Genomic DNA, 14,456 nt, shown 5'->3' on the forward strand with positions numbered 1-14,456 from the left:
CCGGAGCGCACGAACGTGCGCGGGGAGACGGCCTGCTACCGCGGAGGTGACAACTGCTCACCCCGTCGGTGGTGGGGACCTCGTGGTGCTGCTGGCGCTACTGCTGGCCAGTGCGGCCAGACGGTGGCGCGCCTAGTCGATGGCGGCGGCCACCGGCACGGAGTCGACGATCTGCTCGAAGCTGGCGACGGTGTCGCCCTCGAACTTCCACACGTGCGCGACCCGGGCGGTGAACTCGCGGCCGGACTGGCGGTTCTTGGCGCGGTAGTGACCCAAACCGATGACGGTCTGGCCGCCGTCGACGAGCTCGGCGAGGGTGAAGGTGTAGCCGTCCCAGTCCCGCCCGATGGCGATGAACACGTTCTCGCGCACCTCGTCGGGCCCGGTGTAGGTGCCCGCGTAGGGGAACCCGGCGGCCTCGGTCCAGGTGGTGGTCGCGGTGATCGGGGCGAGCATGCCGTCGAGGTCACCGCGGTCGCTCGCCGCGTAGTGGGCGGCGACGACGTCCACAGTAGACAATGGGTTCTCCTCTGCTGGTACGGGTCAGACGGGCTGGACGTCGGGGTAGACCACGGCGCCGAGCGGGTAGATGTGGCCACCGCCGGTGGAGTGCTCGGAGGTGCCCTCGCCGTTGAGGCCGAGGAACACCCCGGTGGTGCGCAGCGCGATGCTCAGGTCGTGCAGCCACACGCTGGCCACGGCGATGCGGAACTCGCGGAAGCAGAACAGGTACAGCCCGTCGGCGAACTTCCAGACCGTGGACAGGTCGGTGTCGCCGTGCCCGCGCTGGATGCCCTCCAGGCACTGCCAGGTGTAGCGCTGCGAGGACACGTAGACGTGCTCGTAGAGGTGGTTCGGGCTGTAGCGGTAGAGGTTGCGCTTGCCGATCAGGTCGCGCGAGGGGCCGGGCGCGTCACCGGTCGGTTCGCCACCGTTGGTGGTCCCCGCCCAGAACGACTGCCGGACCCGGGGCTGGCCCTCGACGTCCTCGGTGCCGATCACCGACAGCACGCCGAGCGCGCGGTGGGTGGTGGTCGAGAAGACCAGGGTCAGCGATTCGCCCTCGACGCTGGTCAGCGGCAGGTTCACGAAGAAGACGTCCTCGCGCACCGCCACCGCGTCGTACGGGTCGCGCACGCCGTTGCACGTGACGTGCGTGGCGTCCTCGAACCGCAGGTCGAGGACCGGGCCGTCCTCGAGCGCGATCACGATCTCGCGCCCGGTCAGGTCGGCGTTGGGCAGGCGGTAGGTGGCGATACCGTCGGCGAACTCGTCGTAGGTGCGCCACTCGTCCTCGGCAGGAGTCGACATGCGCCCATCGTGCGAGCCCACCGCCGGGTCGGCCAGCGGACGCGCCCCGGCCGAGCGCTGGGGGGCAAAAGCTGGTCGCTCCCGGTCAATAGACTGGGCGGCATGCGACGAGTGGGGGCTTGGAGCGCGGCGGTGCTGCTCAACCTGGGGCTGGGGTACTGCGCGGTGTTCCCGATGGCCCTGGTGGCGGTCGCGGTGGTGGCGCCGGAGGAGGCCGACGAGATGGGCGGCCTGGCGCCCTACCTGATCTTCGTCAGCCTGCTCCTGCTGCTGTTCGCGGCGGTGTTCTGGGTGGTGAACCACCTGGTCGCGGCCGTGGGGCGGATAGGAGGGCGAGCCTTCTGGTGGACGGCGGTGGCCGTGCTGCTCGTGCCCACCCTGTTCGCGATGCTGCGGTGGGACCTCTGGCGGGAGATCGCCCTGTAGAGACCTGGATCGCATTCGGCGTCCGTGCGTCCCGGGCGGGAGTTCTCGGCCAACTAGCGTCCGGGGCATGCGTCAACTGGGGGCTTGGACCGGAGCCGCGCTGCTCAATGCGGCGATCGGCTACTTCGCGCTGTACGCGCTGGACTTGACCTTGGTCCCGGGGGAGGCGGAGTCCGCCGAGGGGGCCGTGAACCTGTACGTCGGGGTGTACTACGCCCTGGTCCTGTTCTACTGGCTGGCGGTCGCTGTGGTGTCCGGGGCGCTGACCTACCTCATCGGGGTGGCCGGTCGGGTGCTCGGCTGGTGGTACTGGCTGGTGGCCGCGGCGTTGGTGTCAGCGCCGAGCGTGGTGGCGGTGGTGTTCTCGGTGGACCTGCGGCAGGTGTTCGGCTGGCCTTAAGGCAATCATTGCCGGCGTTCACCCGGGTCACTGCGGATATCGGCGAGCCGATGCCCAAACGGCCGCATTGGGTCTGGGCGTTGTGTCGCTTTCATTCCCGGTCGGCTAGGGATATAGAGCGGGCGGGCACCCGGAATCGGATGCCCGCCCAGTTGGCTCTACCTGGTCAGCCCAGGGTGAGGGCCAGGTCGTCGAGGACAAAGGACGTCTGCAGTGACGCATCCTCGGTGCCGGTGAATTTCAGGGTGAACGTCTGTCCGGCGAGGCTGGACAGGTCAACCGTCCGCTGGGTGTAACCGGCGGCCTTGTTGGCGTTCGAGTAAGAGGCGACAGTGGACGAACCGGCCGTCACGGTGAGCTTGTCGTAGACCGTCGAGCCGGTCTCCGCGGTGTCGATGTGCAGGTAGTAGGTCAGCGTGGCCTTGCAGCCCGCCGGGATGGTCACCGACTGGGCCACGCTGTCGGTGTGCGCCGAGCCGTACCCGTTCAGCCATGCCGAGTAGGTGCCACCGTGCGCGGGCTGGTTCTGGCTGGCGAACTGGCCGATCACGCCGGAGGTCTGGGTCCAGCCGGTCGCGCCGGACTCGAAGCCCGCGTTGGTCAGCTTCTGGCCCGAGCAGCCGCCGGTGGGCGGGGTCGTGGTCGTGGTGGGCGGGGTGGTCGTGGTGCTGCTCGGCGGGGTGGTGCCACCGGTGCAGGTCGGGTCCGCGGACTGGGCGGGCACGCTCACCGCGTCCCAGGCGGCCTTGACGGTGTTGAACTCGGAGCAGCTGCCCGGGTACAGGTTCTTGGCCGCCTGCAGCGTCCAGGTCCGGTACTTCAGGTAGGAGCTGGCCGAGGTCTTCATCAGCATCGCGTTGTACATGATCTTGATGGCGGACTGGATGCCCAGGCCGGTCACCGAGCTGTTGTTGCAGGTCGGGCTGGTCGGCTTGCCGCCGCCGGGGTTGTTGCCCTCGGCGAGCAGGTAGAACCAGTGGTTGCCGGGGCCAGCCGCGGCGTGCACCTCGCCGCCGGGGACGCTGCTGGAGTAGCAGTTGGCGTTGTTGTTGACCAGCGACGGGTTGTACATGTTGCGGATCGGGCCGCTGCCGACCAGGTTGATCTCCTCGCCGACCAGGTAGTCCGGCGGGTCGTACTGCGAGGGCTCGTTGGCGAAGGCCTCGGTGGCCGCGCCGAAGGTGTCGGCGACGAACTCCTGGGTGCCCGCCTGCGAGATGCCGCCGGGGGTGTGGTCGTCGATGCCGTGGCCCATCTCGTGGCCGACGACGTCGATCGAGCTGATCCAGCCGTTGGCCTGGTTGTGCCCGATCTGGACCTGGCTGCCGTCGTAGAAGGCGTTCAGGTCGTTGAGGCCGACCTTGATCGGCCACGCGCCGCCGTTGCCGTCCATGCCGTTGCGGCCCAGCCACTGGGTGAGCATCTTGCGCTCGGTCTCGGCGGCGAACAGCGCGTCGACGCAGCCGGTCTCCCGGCTGGTGGCCTGGCCGTTGCCCCAGGTGTCGGAGGTCTTGCTGAACGGGGTGGAGGCGCTGATGTCCTGGCAGGACAGGTTGGTGGTGTTCGGGTCGCGCATGACGTAGTTGCTGCCCGAGTGGGTGGTGTCGATGGTGACCGGGCCGCTGTAGGCGGAGCTGCCGCTACCGCGCGCCACGTGCTCCTGGGTCCGCAGCACCTTGCCGTCGGCGGCGTCGACGTAGACGCTGAGCCTGCTCGGCTCGCCCTCGGCGGTCTTGCCGTCGACAGTGGACTCCCACGCCAGCCGCGCGGTGCCGAGGGACACGATGACGAGCCTGCTCGCCTCGGTCTTCTCGACGGTCTTGAGCTGCCCGCGGGCGGTGGTCTCCGCCTGCTCCTTGGTCACCTTGGCCGAGGTGGCCACGCCCTGGATGGTCTGCTCCTGGGCGACGGAGGTGTACTTCACGGTGCCCGCGTTGTCGGTGACCACGACGAAGTCGCCGCCGACGACCGGCAGGCCCTTGTAGGTGCGGTCGTAGGACACGTACTGGGTCGAACCCGCCGCGTAGACCTTGCGCTGGACGAACGCGTCGTCGGCCGAGGCGTGCAGTGCCGCGGGACGGGAGTCGACCAGGGCCGCCGCGGCGTGCGCGGCGTTGTCTTGCGCCACCTGGGCGGATTGCGCGGTCGCGTCCTGCTGGTTCGACGTCGCCGCGACGGCGCTGCCGATCACCACCAGGCCGGACACCAGCGCGCCACCCACGGCGAGCAGGCGATGACTGGGCTTCATGGGGAAATGGCTCCTTTCCCGGCCGTGTTCGAACGCACGGACCGGAAAATGCAGGGAAATGCGCTCGTGGCGCATCAGGAATCCGCCCACCGTCGCGTCGGTCGAGTGAGGTCCCTCGCCGCTCGCCCGCCGCCGGTGCCGGACGAATAGACGTTAACTCCGGTGAACTTCACGCGGAACGTCCAGATATTCACATAGGGCAAGTGTTAACGCGTCAATTCGGGCGACAGTGCGCAGAAAGGGCGGCGGTGCGTCCGATTCCTCCGAAAGACCCGGGAAAAGGTATTCACCGGAAATGGGCGGAGAAATGCCGAAGGCCGGTCGGCGGCCGCGCGCGGGCACCCGGGGTAGGGTCTGCGTCGAAGTGGACACCCCCGCGTGCCTGGTCCGACCCGGTCGAGCGGGTGGGCCGGTGGCGGGGAGGCGTGAGCGCGATGGGGAGCACCGCACCGGGCTGGTCGGACGCCGCCGGGCTGCTCGGCGGGCTCCCCGTGGTCGTGTGGACCGCCGACGCGGGCACCGGGCGGCTGAGCTTCGTGTCCGCGCGGGTCGAGGCCCTGCTGGGGTACCCGCGCGAGGCCTGGCTGGCCGACCCGGGGTTCTGGGCGAGCGTGGTGCACCCGGAGGACCGCGCCGCCGCCGTCGCGGCCAGGGCCGCGCTCACCGACCACGAACTGGACCTGCGGGTGGTCGCCGCCGACGGCTCGGTGCTGTGGCTGCACGACGTCGTGCACGTGGAGCGCGCCGCCGACGGCACCCCGGTCGGCCTGCGCGGGGTCTCCCTCGACATCACCGCGCGCCGGGCCGCGCACGAGCGGGAGCGCTTCCTCGGTGCCGTGGAGCGCGAACTGCAGCCGCTCGACGACGCCGAGGAGGTCATCCAGACCGCGGCCCGCAGGCTGGGCGCGCACCTGGGCGCCGACCGCTGCGCGTACGCCAGGGTCGAGCCGGACGAGGACCACTTCGTGATGAGCGGCGACCACGCGACGGGCCTGCCGCCGCTGCCCGGCCGGTTCGCCATGTCCGCGTTCGGCGCGGGCGCGCTCACCGCCATGCGCGCGGGGCTGCCGTGGGTGGTCGTCGACGCCGAGGACGACCCGCGGCTGGTGGCCGCCGACCTCGACGCCTACCGGGTCACCGGGATCCGCGCGGTGACCTGCGTGCCGCTGCGCAAGGCGGGCCGGTTCGTCGCCGCGATGGCCGTGCACCAGGCGACACCGCGGGCTTGGACCGCCGAGGAGGTCGACACCGTAGGCGTGGTGGTCGCGCGCTGCTGGGAGACCCTGCAGCGGGTGCACGCCGGTCGTGCGCTGCGCGAGAGCGAGCAGCGGTACCGGATGCTGTTCGAGCGGGCCACCGACGGCGTGTGGGTCGTGGACGAGCAGCTGCGCTACGTCGAGGTCAACCCGGCCGGGTGCGCGTTGTTCGGCGCGACCCGCGTGGAGATCCTCGGTCGCACGATCCAGGACTTCGTCGCCGTCGAGGAGGCCGGGCGGCTGCAGGAGCTGTGGCGCAGGCTCACCGCCGGTGACGTCGCGACCGAGGTGTGGGAGGTCCGCCGCGGCGACGGCGGCGTGGTGGCGCTGGAGCTGAGCATCCAGGCGACCCCGGCCGGGGTGCAGGCCATCGGGCGCGACGTGACCGCGCGCAGGCGGGCCGAGGAGGAGCGCGAGCTGCTGCTGCGCCGCGAGCACGAGATCGCCGAGGCGCTGCAGCACAGCCTGCTGCCGCGCGAGCTCCCCGGTCTGGCCCGCTTGGCGACCGCGGCCCGCTACCTGCCCGCCGCCCGGCACGCCCAGGCGGGCGGCGACTGGTACGAGGTGCTGCCGCTGACCCACACCGTGGTGGCCCTCTCGGTCGGTGACGTCGTCGGCAAGGGACCGACCGCGGCGGCGGTCATGGGTCAGCTGCGCAGCGCGCTCGCCGGGTACCTGCTCGACGGCCACTCACCCGCCGCCGCCCTGGAGCGGCTGGACGCCTTCGTGGCCCGCACCCCGGGTGCCATGGGCTCGACCTGCGCGTGCCTGACCTTCGACTGGGCGAGCGGGCTGCTGCGCTGGTCGCTGGCCGGGCACCCGCCGCCGCTGCTGGTCGACGGGCAGGTGGGCTACCTCGCCGGGGCCGCCGGACCGGTGCTCGGCGTGGCCGGGCGGGGGCCGTACCGGGAGGGGGAGGCGACCCTGCGACCCGGCGCCTCGGTGCTGCTCTACACCGACGGCCTGGTCGAACGCCCCGGCACGGTGATCGACACCGGCCTGGCCCGGTTGGCCGAGGAGGCCGCCGCGGGGGCCGGGCTGGACCCGGAGAGCCTCGCCACCCGCGTCACGACCGCCCTGCTCGACGGCGGCCAAGGCGACGACGTGGCGCTGGTCGTCGCCCGGTTCATCCCGCCGCCGCTGCTGGCGCGTGACCTGCCCGCAGTGGTCGCCGAGCTCGGGCCGCTGCGCGCCGCCGTAGACCACTGGGCCGACGCGGCAGGTCTACCGCGAGCTGTTCGCAATGACCTTCACCTGGCCCTCGGCGAGGCTGCCGCCAACGCGGTGGAACACGCCTACCCCGGAGACGCGGGCACCTTCGACGTCGAAGTGTCCCGCGCCCCCGACGGCGCCATCGTCGCCGAAGTCCGCGACCGGGGCCGCTGGCGCCCCGAACCCCCCGACAACACCCACCGCGGCCGCGGCGTCGACATGATCCACGAACTCGCCGAAGCCGTGTCCTACAAACGAGGTCCCACCGGCACCACCGTCGGCTTCCGCGTCACGGGCGCGGGCACGCACCCGATGCTGCCCGTGGTCGACCCGCACGCGGCGGCGACCGCGATCGAACTCACCGGCTCGCTCGACTTGCCGGGCGTGTCCACCTGGCGATCGGCGTTGCTGGCCAAGGCATCGGCTGGGCCGGTCGTGCTGGATCTCTCCACTGTGGACTACATGAGCAGCGCGGGAGTGGCGTTGTTGCTGGAGGTGGCGGCTGTCGCCCCGGTGACTGTCGTGGTGGCGGAGGGGAGTGGTCCCGCCCGAATCCTTGCGGTGTCGGGGTTGGTTGAGCTCCTGGCTGTGCGGTACGCGCGTTAGGGCTGTGTTGTGCCGGCCAGGTGAGGGGTGCGGTGCCGGGCGGTCCAGAGGGCGGCTAGGAGACCGAGGACGGCGTAGGTGGTGAGGGCTAAGGGGATCGTCGTCGGGTGTTGGGGGCTGGCAACTAGGCCGACCAAGAGCGGGTGCAGCGCGCTGCCGAGCATGCTGCAAGTCAGCAGGGCCGAGCCCGCTAAGTGCGCGTGCGGGGTGAGGTGCGCCAGCCAGGCCAGGGCGGTGGGGATGATCGGGGCCAGGCCGAGGCCCGCGATGGCGTAGCCGACGACCGCCAGCGGCGGGTGGGTCGCCAGGAGGAGTCCGGCGGTGGTGACGGCGAAGGCGGTGGGGACGATCACCGCGGGCCGGGTGGCCACGAGCGGCACCAGCAGCCGACCGACCGCCAAGCCCGCCCAGAACAGGGCCGTCAGCCGCGCGGCCGTGTCCGGCGCGGTGCCGGTCCAGGTCAGGTGGGTGCCCGCCCACGCGCCCGCCGAGGTCTCCACCCCCGCGTACAGGAACCCGATCAGGGCGAACGGCGCGAGCAGCACGACCGTCGCGCGCCCCACCGGCGGTGTCGGGGGGCGTTCGCGGACCGCCCCGGACACCAGCGGCACCGACAGCGCGACCACGGCCGCGATCGACATCAGGGCGGTCGACGCGCTGAGGCCCGCCACCAGCAGCGGCGCCGCGATCGCGCCGACGCCGAACATGGCGTTGACCAGGTTCGCCAGCAGCACCCCGCGCGGTCCGGCGGCGTAGGTGGTGTTCAGGTGCAGCGCCACCCCGCCGAACCCCACCCCGGCGACCAGGGCGCTGACCAGCAGGAACCCCCAGTTCGGCGCCTGCGCCGCGCCCACCAGGCCGCAGCCGAACGCGGCCAGCAGCCCGGCCAGGGTCGGCCTCGGCGGTAAGTACCGGGCGGCGAGACCGCAGCCGAGGACCGCCACCAGCGCGCCGAGGTTGAACGCGCTGATGACCTCCTCGCCGCCGGTCGGCCCCAGGTCGTAGCGCTGCCGCAACTGCGGCAGCGCCGCACCCCACGCCGCCGCCGAGGCGCCGAGCGCCAGGAACACCGCGAACGCGGACGGCAGCGTCCACAGTGGTCGGCGCACCGGCTCACTTCCCTTTTTGTCCCAGGACTGGATAAAATCAGACATCGCCAACGGTAGGCGAAGGAGACGCCCGTGCAAAGCCCCGCTAGACCCACCGCGGTGACCCGGCTGCTGCGGCTGCTGCACGACGAGGGACCCATGAGCCGCGCCACCGCGACCGCCCGGCTCGGTCTCACCAGGACGGCGACCGGTGACGCGGCGAGCTGGCTCGCCGACGCCGGGGTGCTCGCCGCCACCGTCGCCGAGCCCGCGGGCCGCGGTCGCCCGTCGCCGACGCTGGGGTTCGCCGAGCACGGGCCGGTGGTGCTCGCGGTGCACCTGCGGCCGCGCCGGGCGGAGGTGGCGGTCGTCGGGCTCGGCTCGGGCCTGCTGGAGCAGTGCGGGTTCGCCCTACCCGCGCAGGGGCCGCGCGCCGTGCTCAAAGCCCTGGCCGGTCGGCTCGCGGCGCTGGCACGACAACACGCGCGACCGCTGGTCGGGGTCGGGATCGGCCTGGCCGGGATGACCCGCCCGGGCGGGGTGGTGCGCAACGCGGTGCACTTCGGCTGGACCGACGTCCCCGCGCAGGACCTGCTCCAGTCGATGCTGCCCGACGGCCCGGCGGTGCGGGTCGCCACCGACTCCGGCCTGACCGCCCTCGCCGAACAGCGCCGCGGCGCGGGCCGGGGCGAGGGCCCGGTCCTGGTTCTGGTCGGCGGGCACACGGGCATCGGCGGCGCACTGGTGGGCGCGCGCTCGCACGTCCTGGAACCCGGGCACCTGTCCATCGACCGCAAGGGCCTCCCGTGCCCGTGCGGTCAACGCGGCTGCCTGGAGCTCTACGCCGACGGCCGCGCGGTGGCCAGGAACGCGGGGGTCCCGGTGGACCACCTGCCGCACGTGCTGGCCCGCGCCGAGGCGGGTGCCGCCCGCGAGACCAGGGCGGTGCTGACCGCCGCCGACCACCTCGGCACCGGCCTGGTCAACCTGCTCAACGTCCTGTCCCCGACGAAGGTCGTCCTCACCGGCTTCCTGGCCGACCTGCACCGCCTCGGCGGCGACCGCATCCGCGAACAACTGGGCCGATCGGTGGTCGCCCGCGCGGACGCCACCCCGGTCGTGGTCGGCGAGGTGGCGGGCCCGGTTCTGGTCGGCGCGGCCGAACTGGCCTTCGAGGACTTCCTGACCCGGCCCGCTGACCACTGTGGACTCACCTGATCGTGGTTGAACCCGCGCCACCGGTGGTACGTGTCCCACATCTCGCCCTGTCGCCAACTCCCCGGAGTGCGCCATGCCGACCACCGCACCGACCACCCCCCACCCCACCACCCCCATGGACGACGCCGAATACGACGACCTCTGCGCCTGCCGCTGCGGTCGCCTACCAGGCACCCACTCCGCGGGCCAGTGCACCCAACGCTGACCTTCGATCGCGCGCTCGTCACGGGTCTGCAGCTCGCGGCTGAGGAACCCTAGCTACTGCGGGCGAGCGGGCCTGACGCCATGGCGCCGTCAGGGGACTCTGCTAGCGAACCGCTGACAGGGTCAGGTCGGCGAGCATGGCTACTGCGACCAGTACCAGCACGACGCCGAAGGCGCGGCGTAGTAGGACTGGGGATAGTGAGATCGACAGTCGTCGGCCGTCCCAGGCGGCTAGGACGGCGGCTGCGGTGAAGGGGGCGATCACCGACCACTGGGGGCCGGTGGGGCCGGTGGCCAGGCGGGCGCCGAGGGCGACTGCCGAATTGACCGCGATGACCAGCAGGCTGGTGCCGATCGCCACGCGCATCCGCAGTGAGAGTGCGCCCACCAGGGCGGGCACCGCGAGGAACCCGCCGCCGACGCCCAGTAAGCCGGTTACCGCGCCGAGTCCGGCGCCCGCCCCCACCGCCCGCGCCGCGCGCACCGGCCGTGGACCATCCACAGTGGACTCGGTTGGCGCGCCCCCGATCATCGCCACCGCCGCGGCGATGGCCAGCAGGGCGAAAGCCGCCGTCAGCGACCACGCGGGCAGGTGGGTCGACAGCACGGCGGCGCCCGCGGAGACCGGGACACCCGCGCCCGCGAACAGCAATCCCGTCCGCCAGCAGACGTCCCCGCCGCGGGCGTGCCGGGATAGCGCCGTCACCGAGGTCGCCGTCACGATCAACAAGCTCGCCGTGGCCGCCATCGAGGGCGTCATGCCGAGCAGGTACACCAACGCGGGTACGGCCAGCACACCTCCACCGCCACCGAGCGTGCCCATCGCGAACCCGACCACCCCGCCCGCCGCCAGCGCCGTGAGGATCATCCTCGCCCCCCGGAGGCCACTCTCAGCCGCTGGCCGGTAGGACTCGGGCCGAGTAGCCGTCCGCGCAGAACGCCACGGTGGGCTTGTCCTCCGCGTGTGTCGATGGTGAGTCCGACCACCCTGCCTGCCGCTAGCGTCGTGGGGGTCATCCGCGCTCCCCGGCAACTGTCGGTAAGTCGCTGTCTGTCCAGGCCGAGAAGCCGCCCGCCAGGTCTGCGACATCGGCGAAACCGTTGGCGCGCAATGTCGAAGCAGCGACCGAGGATCGGTAGCCGCCTGCGCAGAACACCACTGTTGGCCGGTCGCGGTCCAGTTCGTCCAGTCGCGCCAGCAACTCCGGTAGTGGGATCAGCACTGCCCCGGTGATGGTGCCCGATGACTCGACTTCACCCGGACCGCGCACATCCACCAACTGCCGCTCACTCGCCACCAGTGCCAACTCCAGCGCGCTCAACCGCGTGGCGCGGCGCACCGCTTGTGGGCGGGTGTATCCGCGGACTCGGTCGAATCCAATGCGTGCCAACCGGTTGCGGGACTCCATCGCTTGTTCCGGCTCGCACACCAGCACGATCTCGTCCTCGGCCCCCAACACCGTCCCCGCGATCTCCGCGTACCGCCCGCCGAGCCCAACGTTCACCGACTCTGGTAGGTGCCCGGCGGCGAACTCCTCTGGGTCTCGCGTGTCCAAAAACACCGAACCCTCCACAGCGGACACTTCAGGTACAGGATCGTGCTCATCGAAGATCGGCCGAGAAGCGCGGTTTCGGCCTGCCGCGTAAGCGAAGTAGCGCGGTGCCGTCGGCTGTCCCGCGCACACCGCGCGCACGAACTCCCGCTCCGTGGTTGACGCCAACGCGTAGTTGGTGCGCCGCTGCTCGCCGATGGTGCCGATCGTCGCCGTCGACAGGTTCTTCCCGCATGCCGACCCGGCCCCGTGACCGGGAAAGACCCGCGTCTCATCGGGCAGCTCCAACAACCGCCGCGTGGAACGGTAGAGCGCCGAGGCGAGTTCCCGTGCGCTCCACCCGTTGCTGGACAGCAGATCCGGCCGCCCGACGTCGCCCAGGAACAGGGTGTCGCCGGTCAGCACGCCGTAGGGCACTTCGTCGTCGGCGTGCTCGCGCAGGACCAGGCAGATCGACTCCGGTGTGTGCCCGGGTGTGTGCAGGACCTCCAGGTCCACCTCGCCCAACGAGATCCGCCGCCGGTCGACCAGGCGGTGCACCGGGAAGTCCAGCTCCGCCGCGCTCCCGTACCCGATCACCGCCCCGGTCGCCTCGGCCAGTTCGAGGTGGCCGGACAGGAAGTCCGCGTGCACGTGCGTCTCCAGCACCCACTCGATCCGCAGCCCCAGGGCCTTGGCGTCGGCGAGGTAGGTCCCGATGTCGCGGCGCGGGTCGATCACCGCGGCCCGCCTGCCGCGCCGGTCGCCGACCAGGTAGGACGCCTGGGAGAGGCACTCGGTGTAGTACTGGGCGAAGACCAGGTTCGAGGTCATGCGCGCCCGCGCAGCATCAGGTTCCAGTACAGGAACGGCAGTCCGTAGCGCTTGAGGTACCACATGTCCGTGCGCTCCCGCACCGTGTTGATCACCGGTATCGACGGCGTCGGGCGCATCGTGTAGTCGAACTCGGCCAGCAGCATCCGGCGGCGCGCGGTCGTCAGCGGGCAGGACGCGTACCCGCCGTAGCTCGCGGTGGGTTCCTGCCCGCGCCGGACCGCCAGCAGGTTCGCCACCACGACCGGGGCCTGCTTGCGGATCGCCGCCCCGGTCTTGGAGTTCGGCGTGGACCCGGCGTCGCCGAGGGCGAAGACCTCGGGGTACCGGACGTGGCGCAGGGTGTGCTTGTCCACCTCGACGTAGCCGTTCGCGCCTGCCAGCGGACCGCTCTTGATCCAGTCCGGCGCGCTCTGCGGCGGCACCAGGTGGGCCATCGCGTACGGCAGCGCCGTCCCGTCGCTGAGCACCACCGAACCGTCGCGGACCTCGGTCACCTCGGTGGACAGGTGCGTGGTGATCCCGTAGCGGCGCACCACGCCCGCCAGCACCTCGGCGAACTCCGGCACCCCGAACAGCGCGGGCGTCGGCAGCACCAGGTGGATGTCGATGTCGCGCAGCACGCCCTGCTCGCGCCAGTAGTCGGCGGCGAGGTACGCGATCTTCTGCGGCGCCCCCGCGCACTTGATCGGCCCCGACGGCATCGCGAAGACGGCGGACCCGCGCCGGGTGCGCCGGATCAGGTCCCACGTCCGGGGCGCCAGTTCGGCGCTGTAGTTGCTCGACGCCGAGCCGGTGAGCGAGTCGGTGAGACCGGGCACCTCGTCCCAGTCGAGCTGGATGCCCGGGCAGACGACGAGCTGGTCGTAGCCGAGGTCCGTGCCGTCGTCCAAGCGCACCCGCCGGGCGTCCGGGTCGATCCCCACCGCGGCGCGGCGCACCCAGGTGACCCCCTTGGGCACCACCGACGCCTGCGGCCGCGCGCTCTCCCGCAGCGGCGCCCGGCCACCGCCGACCAGCGTCCACAGCGGCTGGTAGTGGTGCGTGTCGGCCGGATCGATCAGGGTGATGTCGCGCAGCCCGGCCCGCCGCAGCCGCGCCGCCACGGTGATCCCGGCTGTGCCGCCGCCCACGATCACGACCATCGTGCCTCCCTCAATGTTCGGACATTTACGGTACGACCGGGCGGGTTCATCTCGGGACCAAAAGTAGGTACATTTAGCGGATGGATCACGGAATCCGGTGGCGGCGCGTGCAGGACGACCTCCTGCGCAGGCTCCGCGACGGCGAGTTCGACGGCTTCTTCCCCAGCGAGGCGGAGCTGGTCGCGCACTACGGGGTCAGCCGGACCACCGTCCGGCGGGCGCTGAGCAAGCTGCGGGCCGACGGGGTGGTGACCGCCGAACGCGGCAGGCGCCCCCGGGTCCGCGCCGAGCAGGGCGTCGAACAGCCGCTGGGCACCCTCTACAGCCTCAACGCCTCGGTCCGCACCGCCGGGCTCACCCAGTGCAGCGTCGTGCGCAAGCTGGAGGTGCACGCCGACGGCGTCGTCGCCGACCACCTCGGCCTCGACGGCTCCGCCCCGCTGGTGCACCTGGAGCGGCTGCGCCTGGCGGGCGACGAGCCGCTGGCCATCGACCGGGTGTGGCTCCCGGCCGAGCACGGCCGCTGCCTGCTCAGCGCCGACCTGACCGACGTCGGCGTCTACGCCGTGCTCGCCCGCACCGGTCTGCGCCTGGACCGCGCCCGCGAGAGCATCCGCGCCGTCGCGCTGTCCCCGGTGGAGCGGGCGGTCCTGGGCTGCGGCGTCGGGTTCTCCATCCACCGGCTCAGCCGCGCCCAGGGCCAGCCCATGGAGTGGCGGCACACCCTGGTCCGCGGCGACCGGTTCACCCTGACCGCGGCCTTCGGCGGTTGACCAGCCGCGGCCGGGCGTTGTTCGGAGGTTGTTGTTCAGCGTCGCGGGGACGACGCCGAACACCGCCGGTCGGGTAGGTGTTGTCCTGCATCCCGACACCGGGGCCGATCGGGGGCGGCCCAGCACCGACCGGGGGGCCGGTGCGCCGGTGTCGAACCGAGGGGGGAACGAGCGGTGACTGGGGGTCCGCGATGGCTCGGGGC

13 protein-coding genes are annotated in these 14,456 nt (G+C 72.1%); 6 read left to right on the forward strand and 7 right to left on the reverse strand.

Annotated features, from left to right (window positions below; all coding sequences use genetic code 11):
* Positions 1–132: 132 nt before the first annotated feature.
* Both LV75_RS01405 and LV75_RS01410 read right to left on the reverse strand, forming a co-directional pair.
* A complete protein-coding gene (locus LV75_RS01405) occupies positions 133–510 on the reverse strand; it encodes a nuclear transport factor 2 family protein (RefSeq protein ID WP_372504126.1) in 378 nt (125 codons plus the stop codon).
* Positions 511–543: 33 nt separating this feature from the next.
* Complete coding sequence (locus LV75_RS01410) at positions 544–1,311, reverse strand: MoaF C-terminal domain-containing protein (RefSeq protein ID WP_253884715.1); 768 nt, start codon at positions 1,309–1,311, stop codon at positions 544–546.
* 102 nt (positions 1,312–1,413) lie between these two features.
* Between LV75_RS01410 and LV75_RS01415 the strand changes: the two genes are divergently transcribed.
* Together LV75_RS01415 and LV75_RS01420 are read left to right on the forward strand one after the other, a co-directional pair.
* Positions 1,414–1,737 carry a hypothetical protein gene (locus LV75_RS01415; protein ID WP_253884716.1) on the forward strand — a complete coding sequence of 108 codons (324 nt, stop codon included), beginning with the start codon at positions 1,414–1,416 and terminating at the stop codon, positions 1,735–1,737.
* A 67-nt stretch (positions 1,738–1,804) separates the two neighbouring features.
* Complete coding sequence (locus LV75_RS01420) at positions 1,805–2,137, forward strand: hypothetical protein (protein ID WP_253884717.1); 333 nt, start codon at positions 1,805–1,807, stop codon at positions 2,135–2,137.
* Positions 2,138–2,303: 166 nt separating this feature from the next.
* On the opposite strand, the gene LV75_RS01425 is transcribed toward LV75_RS01420, so the two are convergent.
* Positions 2,304–4,385 carry a M4 family metallopeptidase gene (locus LV75_RS01425; RefSeq protein ID WP_253884718.1) on the reverse strand — a complete coding sequence of 694 codons (2,082 nt, stop codon included), beginning with the start codon at positions 4,383–4,385 and terminating at the stop codon, positions 2,304–2,306.
* A 434-nt stretch (positions 4,386–4,819) separates the two neighbouring features.
* Between LV75_RS01425 and LV75_RS01430 the strand changes: the two genes are divergently transcribed.
* Entirely contained in the window at positions 4,820–7,459 is a 2,640-nt protein-coding gene (locus LV75_RS01430) for a SpoIIE family protein phosphatase (protein ID WP_253885003.1), read from the forward strand.
* Here the strand turns inward: LV75_RS01430 and LV75_RS01435 are convergent.
* Positions 7,456–8,568 carry an MFS transporter gene (locus LV75_RS01435; RefSeq protein ID WP_253884719.1) on the reverse strand — a complete coding sequence of 371 codons (1,113 nt, stop codon included), beginning with the start codon at positions 8,566–8,568 and terminating at the stop codon, positions 7,456–7,458. The genes LV75_RS01430 and LV75_RS01435 overlap by 4 nt on opposite strands.
* Before the next feature lie 72 nt (positions 8,569–8,640).
* Between LV75_RS01435 and LV75_RS01440 the strand changes: the two genes are divergently transcribed.
* Positions 8,641–9,765 carry an ROK family transcriptional regulator gene (locus tag LV75_RS01440; protein WP_253884720.1) on the forward strand — a complete coding sequence of 375 codons (1,125 nt, stop codon included), beginning with the start codon at positions 8,641–8,643 and terminating at the stop codon, positions 9,763–9,765.
* A gap of 73 nt (positions 9,766–9,838) precedes the next feature.
* Positions 9,839–9,970, forward strand: a complete 132-nt coding sequence (locus tag LV75_RS34690) for a hypothetical protein (protein WP_301318441.1) — start codon at positions 9,839–9,841, stop codon at positions 9,968–9,970.
* Between the two features lie 102 nt (positions 9,971–10,072).
* Here LV75_RS34690 and LV75_RS01445 read toward each other — a convergent pair whose 3' ends face one another.
* The 3 genes from LV75_RS01445 to LV75_RS01455 form a co-directional block, all read right to left on the reverse strand.
* Positions 10,073–10,837 (reverse strand): sulfite exporter TauE/SafE family protein, encoded by a 765-nt coding sequence (locus LV75_RS01445; RefSeq protein WP_253884721.1) that lies wholly within the window; start codon positions 10,835–10,837, stop codon positions 10,073–10,075.
* Between the two features lie 145 nt (positions 10,838–10,982).
* A complete protein-coding gene (locus LV75_RS01450; RefSeq protein ID WP_253884722.1) occupies positions 10,983–12,335 on the reverse strand; it encodes an MBL fold metallo-hydrolase in 1,353 nt (450 codons plus the stop codon).
* Positions 12,332–13,480 (reverse strand): NAD(P)/FAD-dependent oxidoreductase, encoded by a 1,149-nt coding sequence (locus LV75_RS01455; RefSeq protein WP_253884723.1) that lies wholly within the window; start codon positions 13,478–13,480, stop codon positions 12,332–12,334. Before LV75_RS01455 ends, LV75_RS01450 begins: the two co-directional genes overlap by 4 nt.
* Before the next feature lie 80 nt (positions 13,481–13,560).
* On the opposite strand from LV75_RS01455, the gene LV75_RS01460 reads away from it, so the two are divergent.
* Positions 13,561–14,253: a GntR family transcriptional regulator gene (locus LV75_RS01460; RefSeq protein ID WP_253884724.1), complete on the forward strand. Its 693-nt coding sequence runs from the start codon at positions 13,561–13,563 to the stop codon at positions 14,251–14,253.
* Positions 14,254–14,456: the final 203 nt, after the last annotated feature.

Source organism: Actinokineospora diospyrosa (genome assembly GCF_024171925.1).
Classification (GTDB): Bacteria; Actinomycetota; Actinomycetes; order Mycobacteriales; family Pseudonocardiaceae; genus Actinokineospora; species Actinokineospora diospyrosa.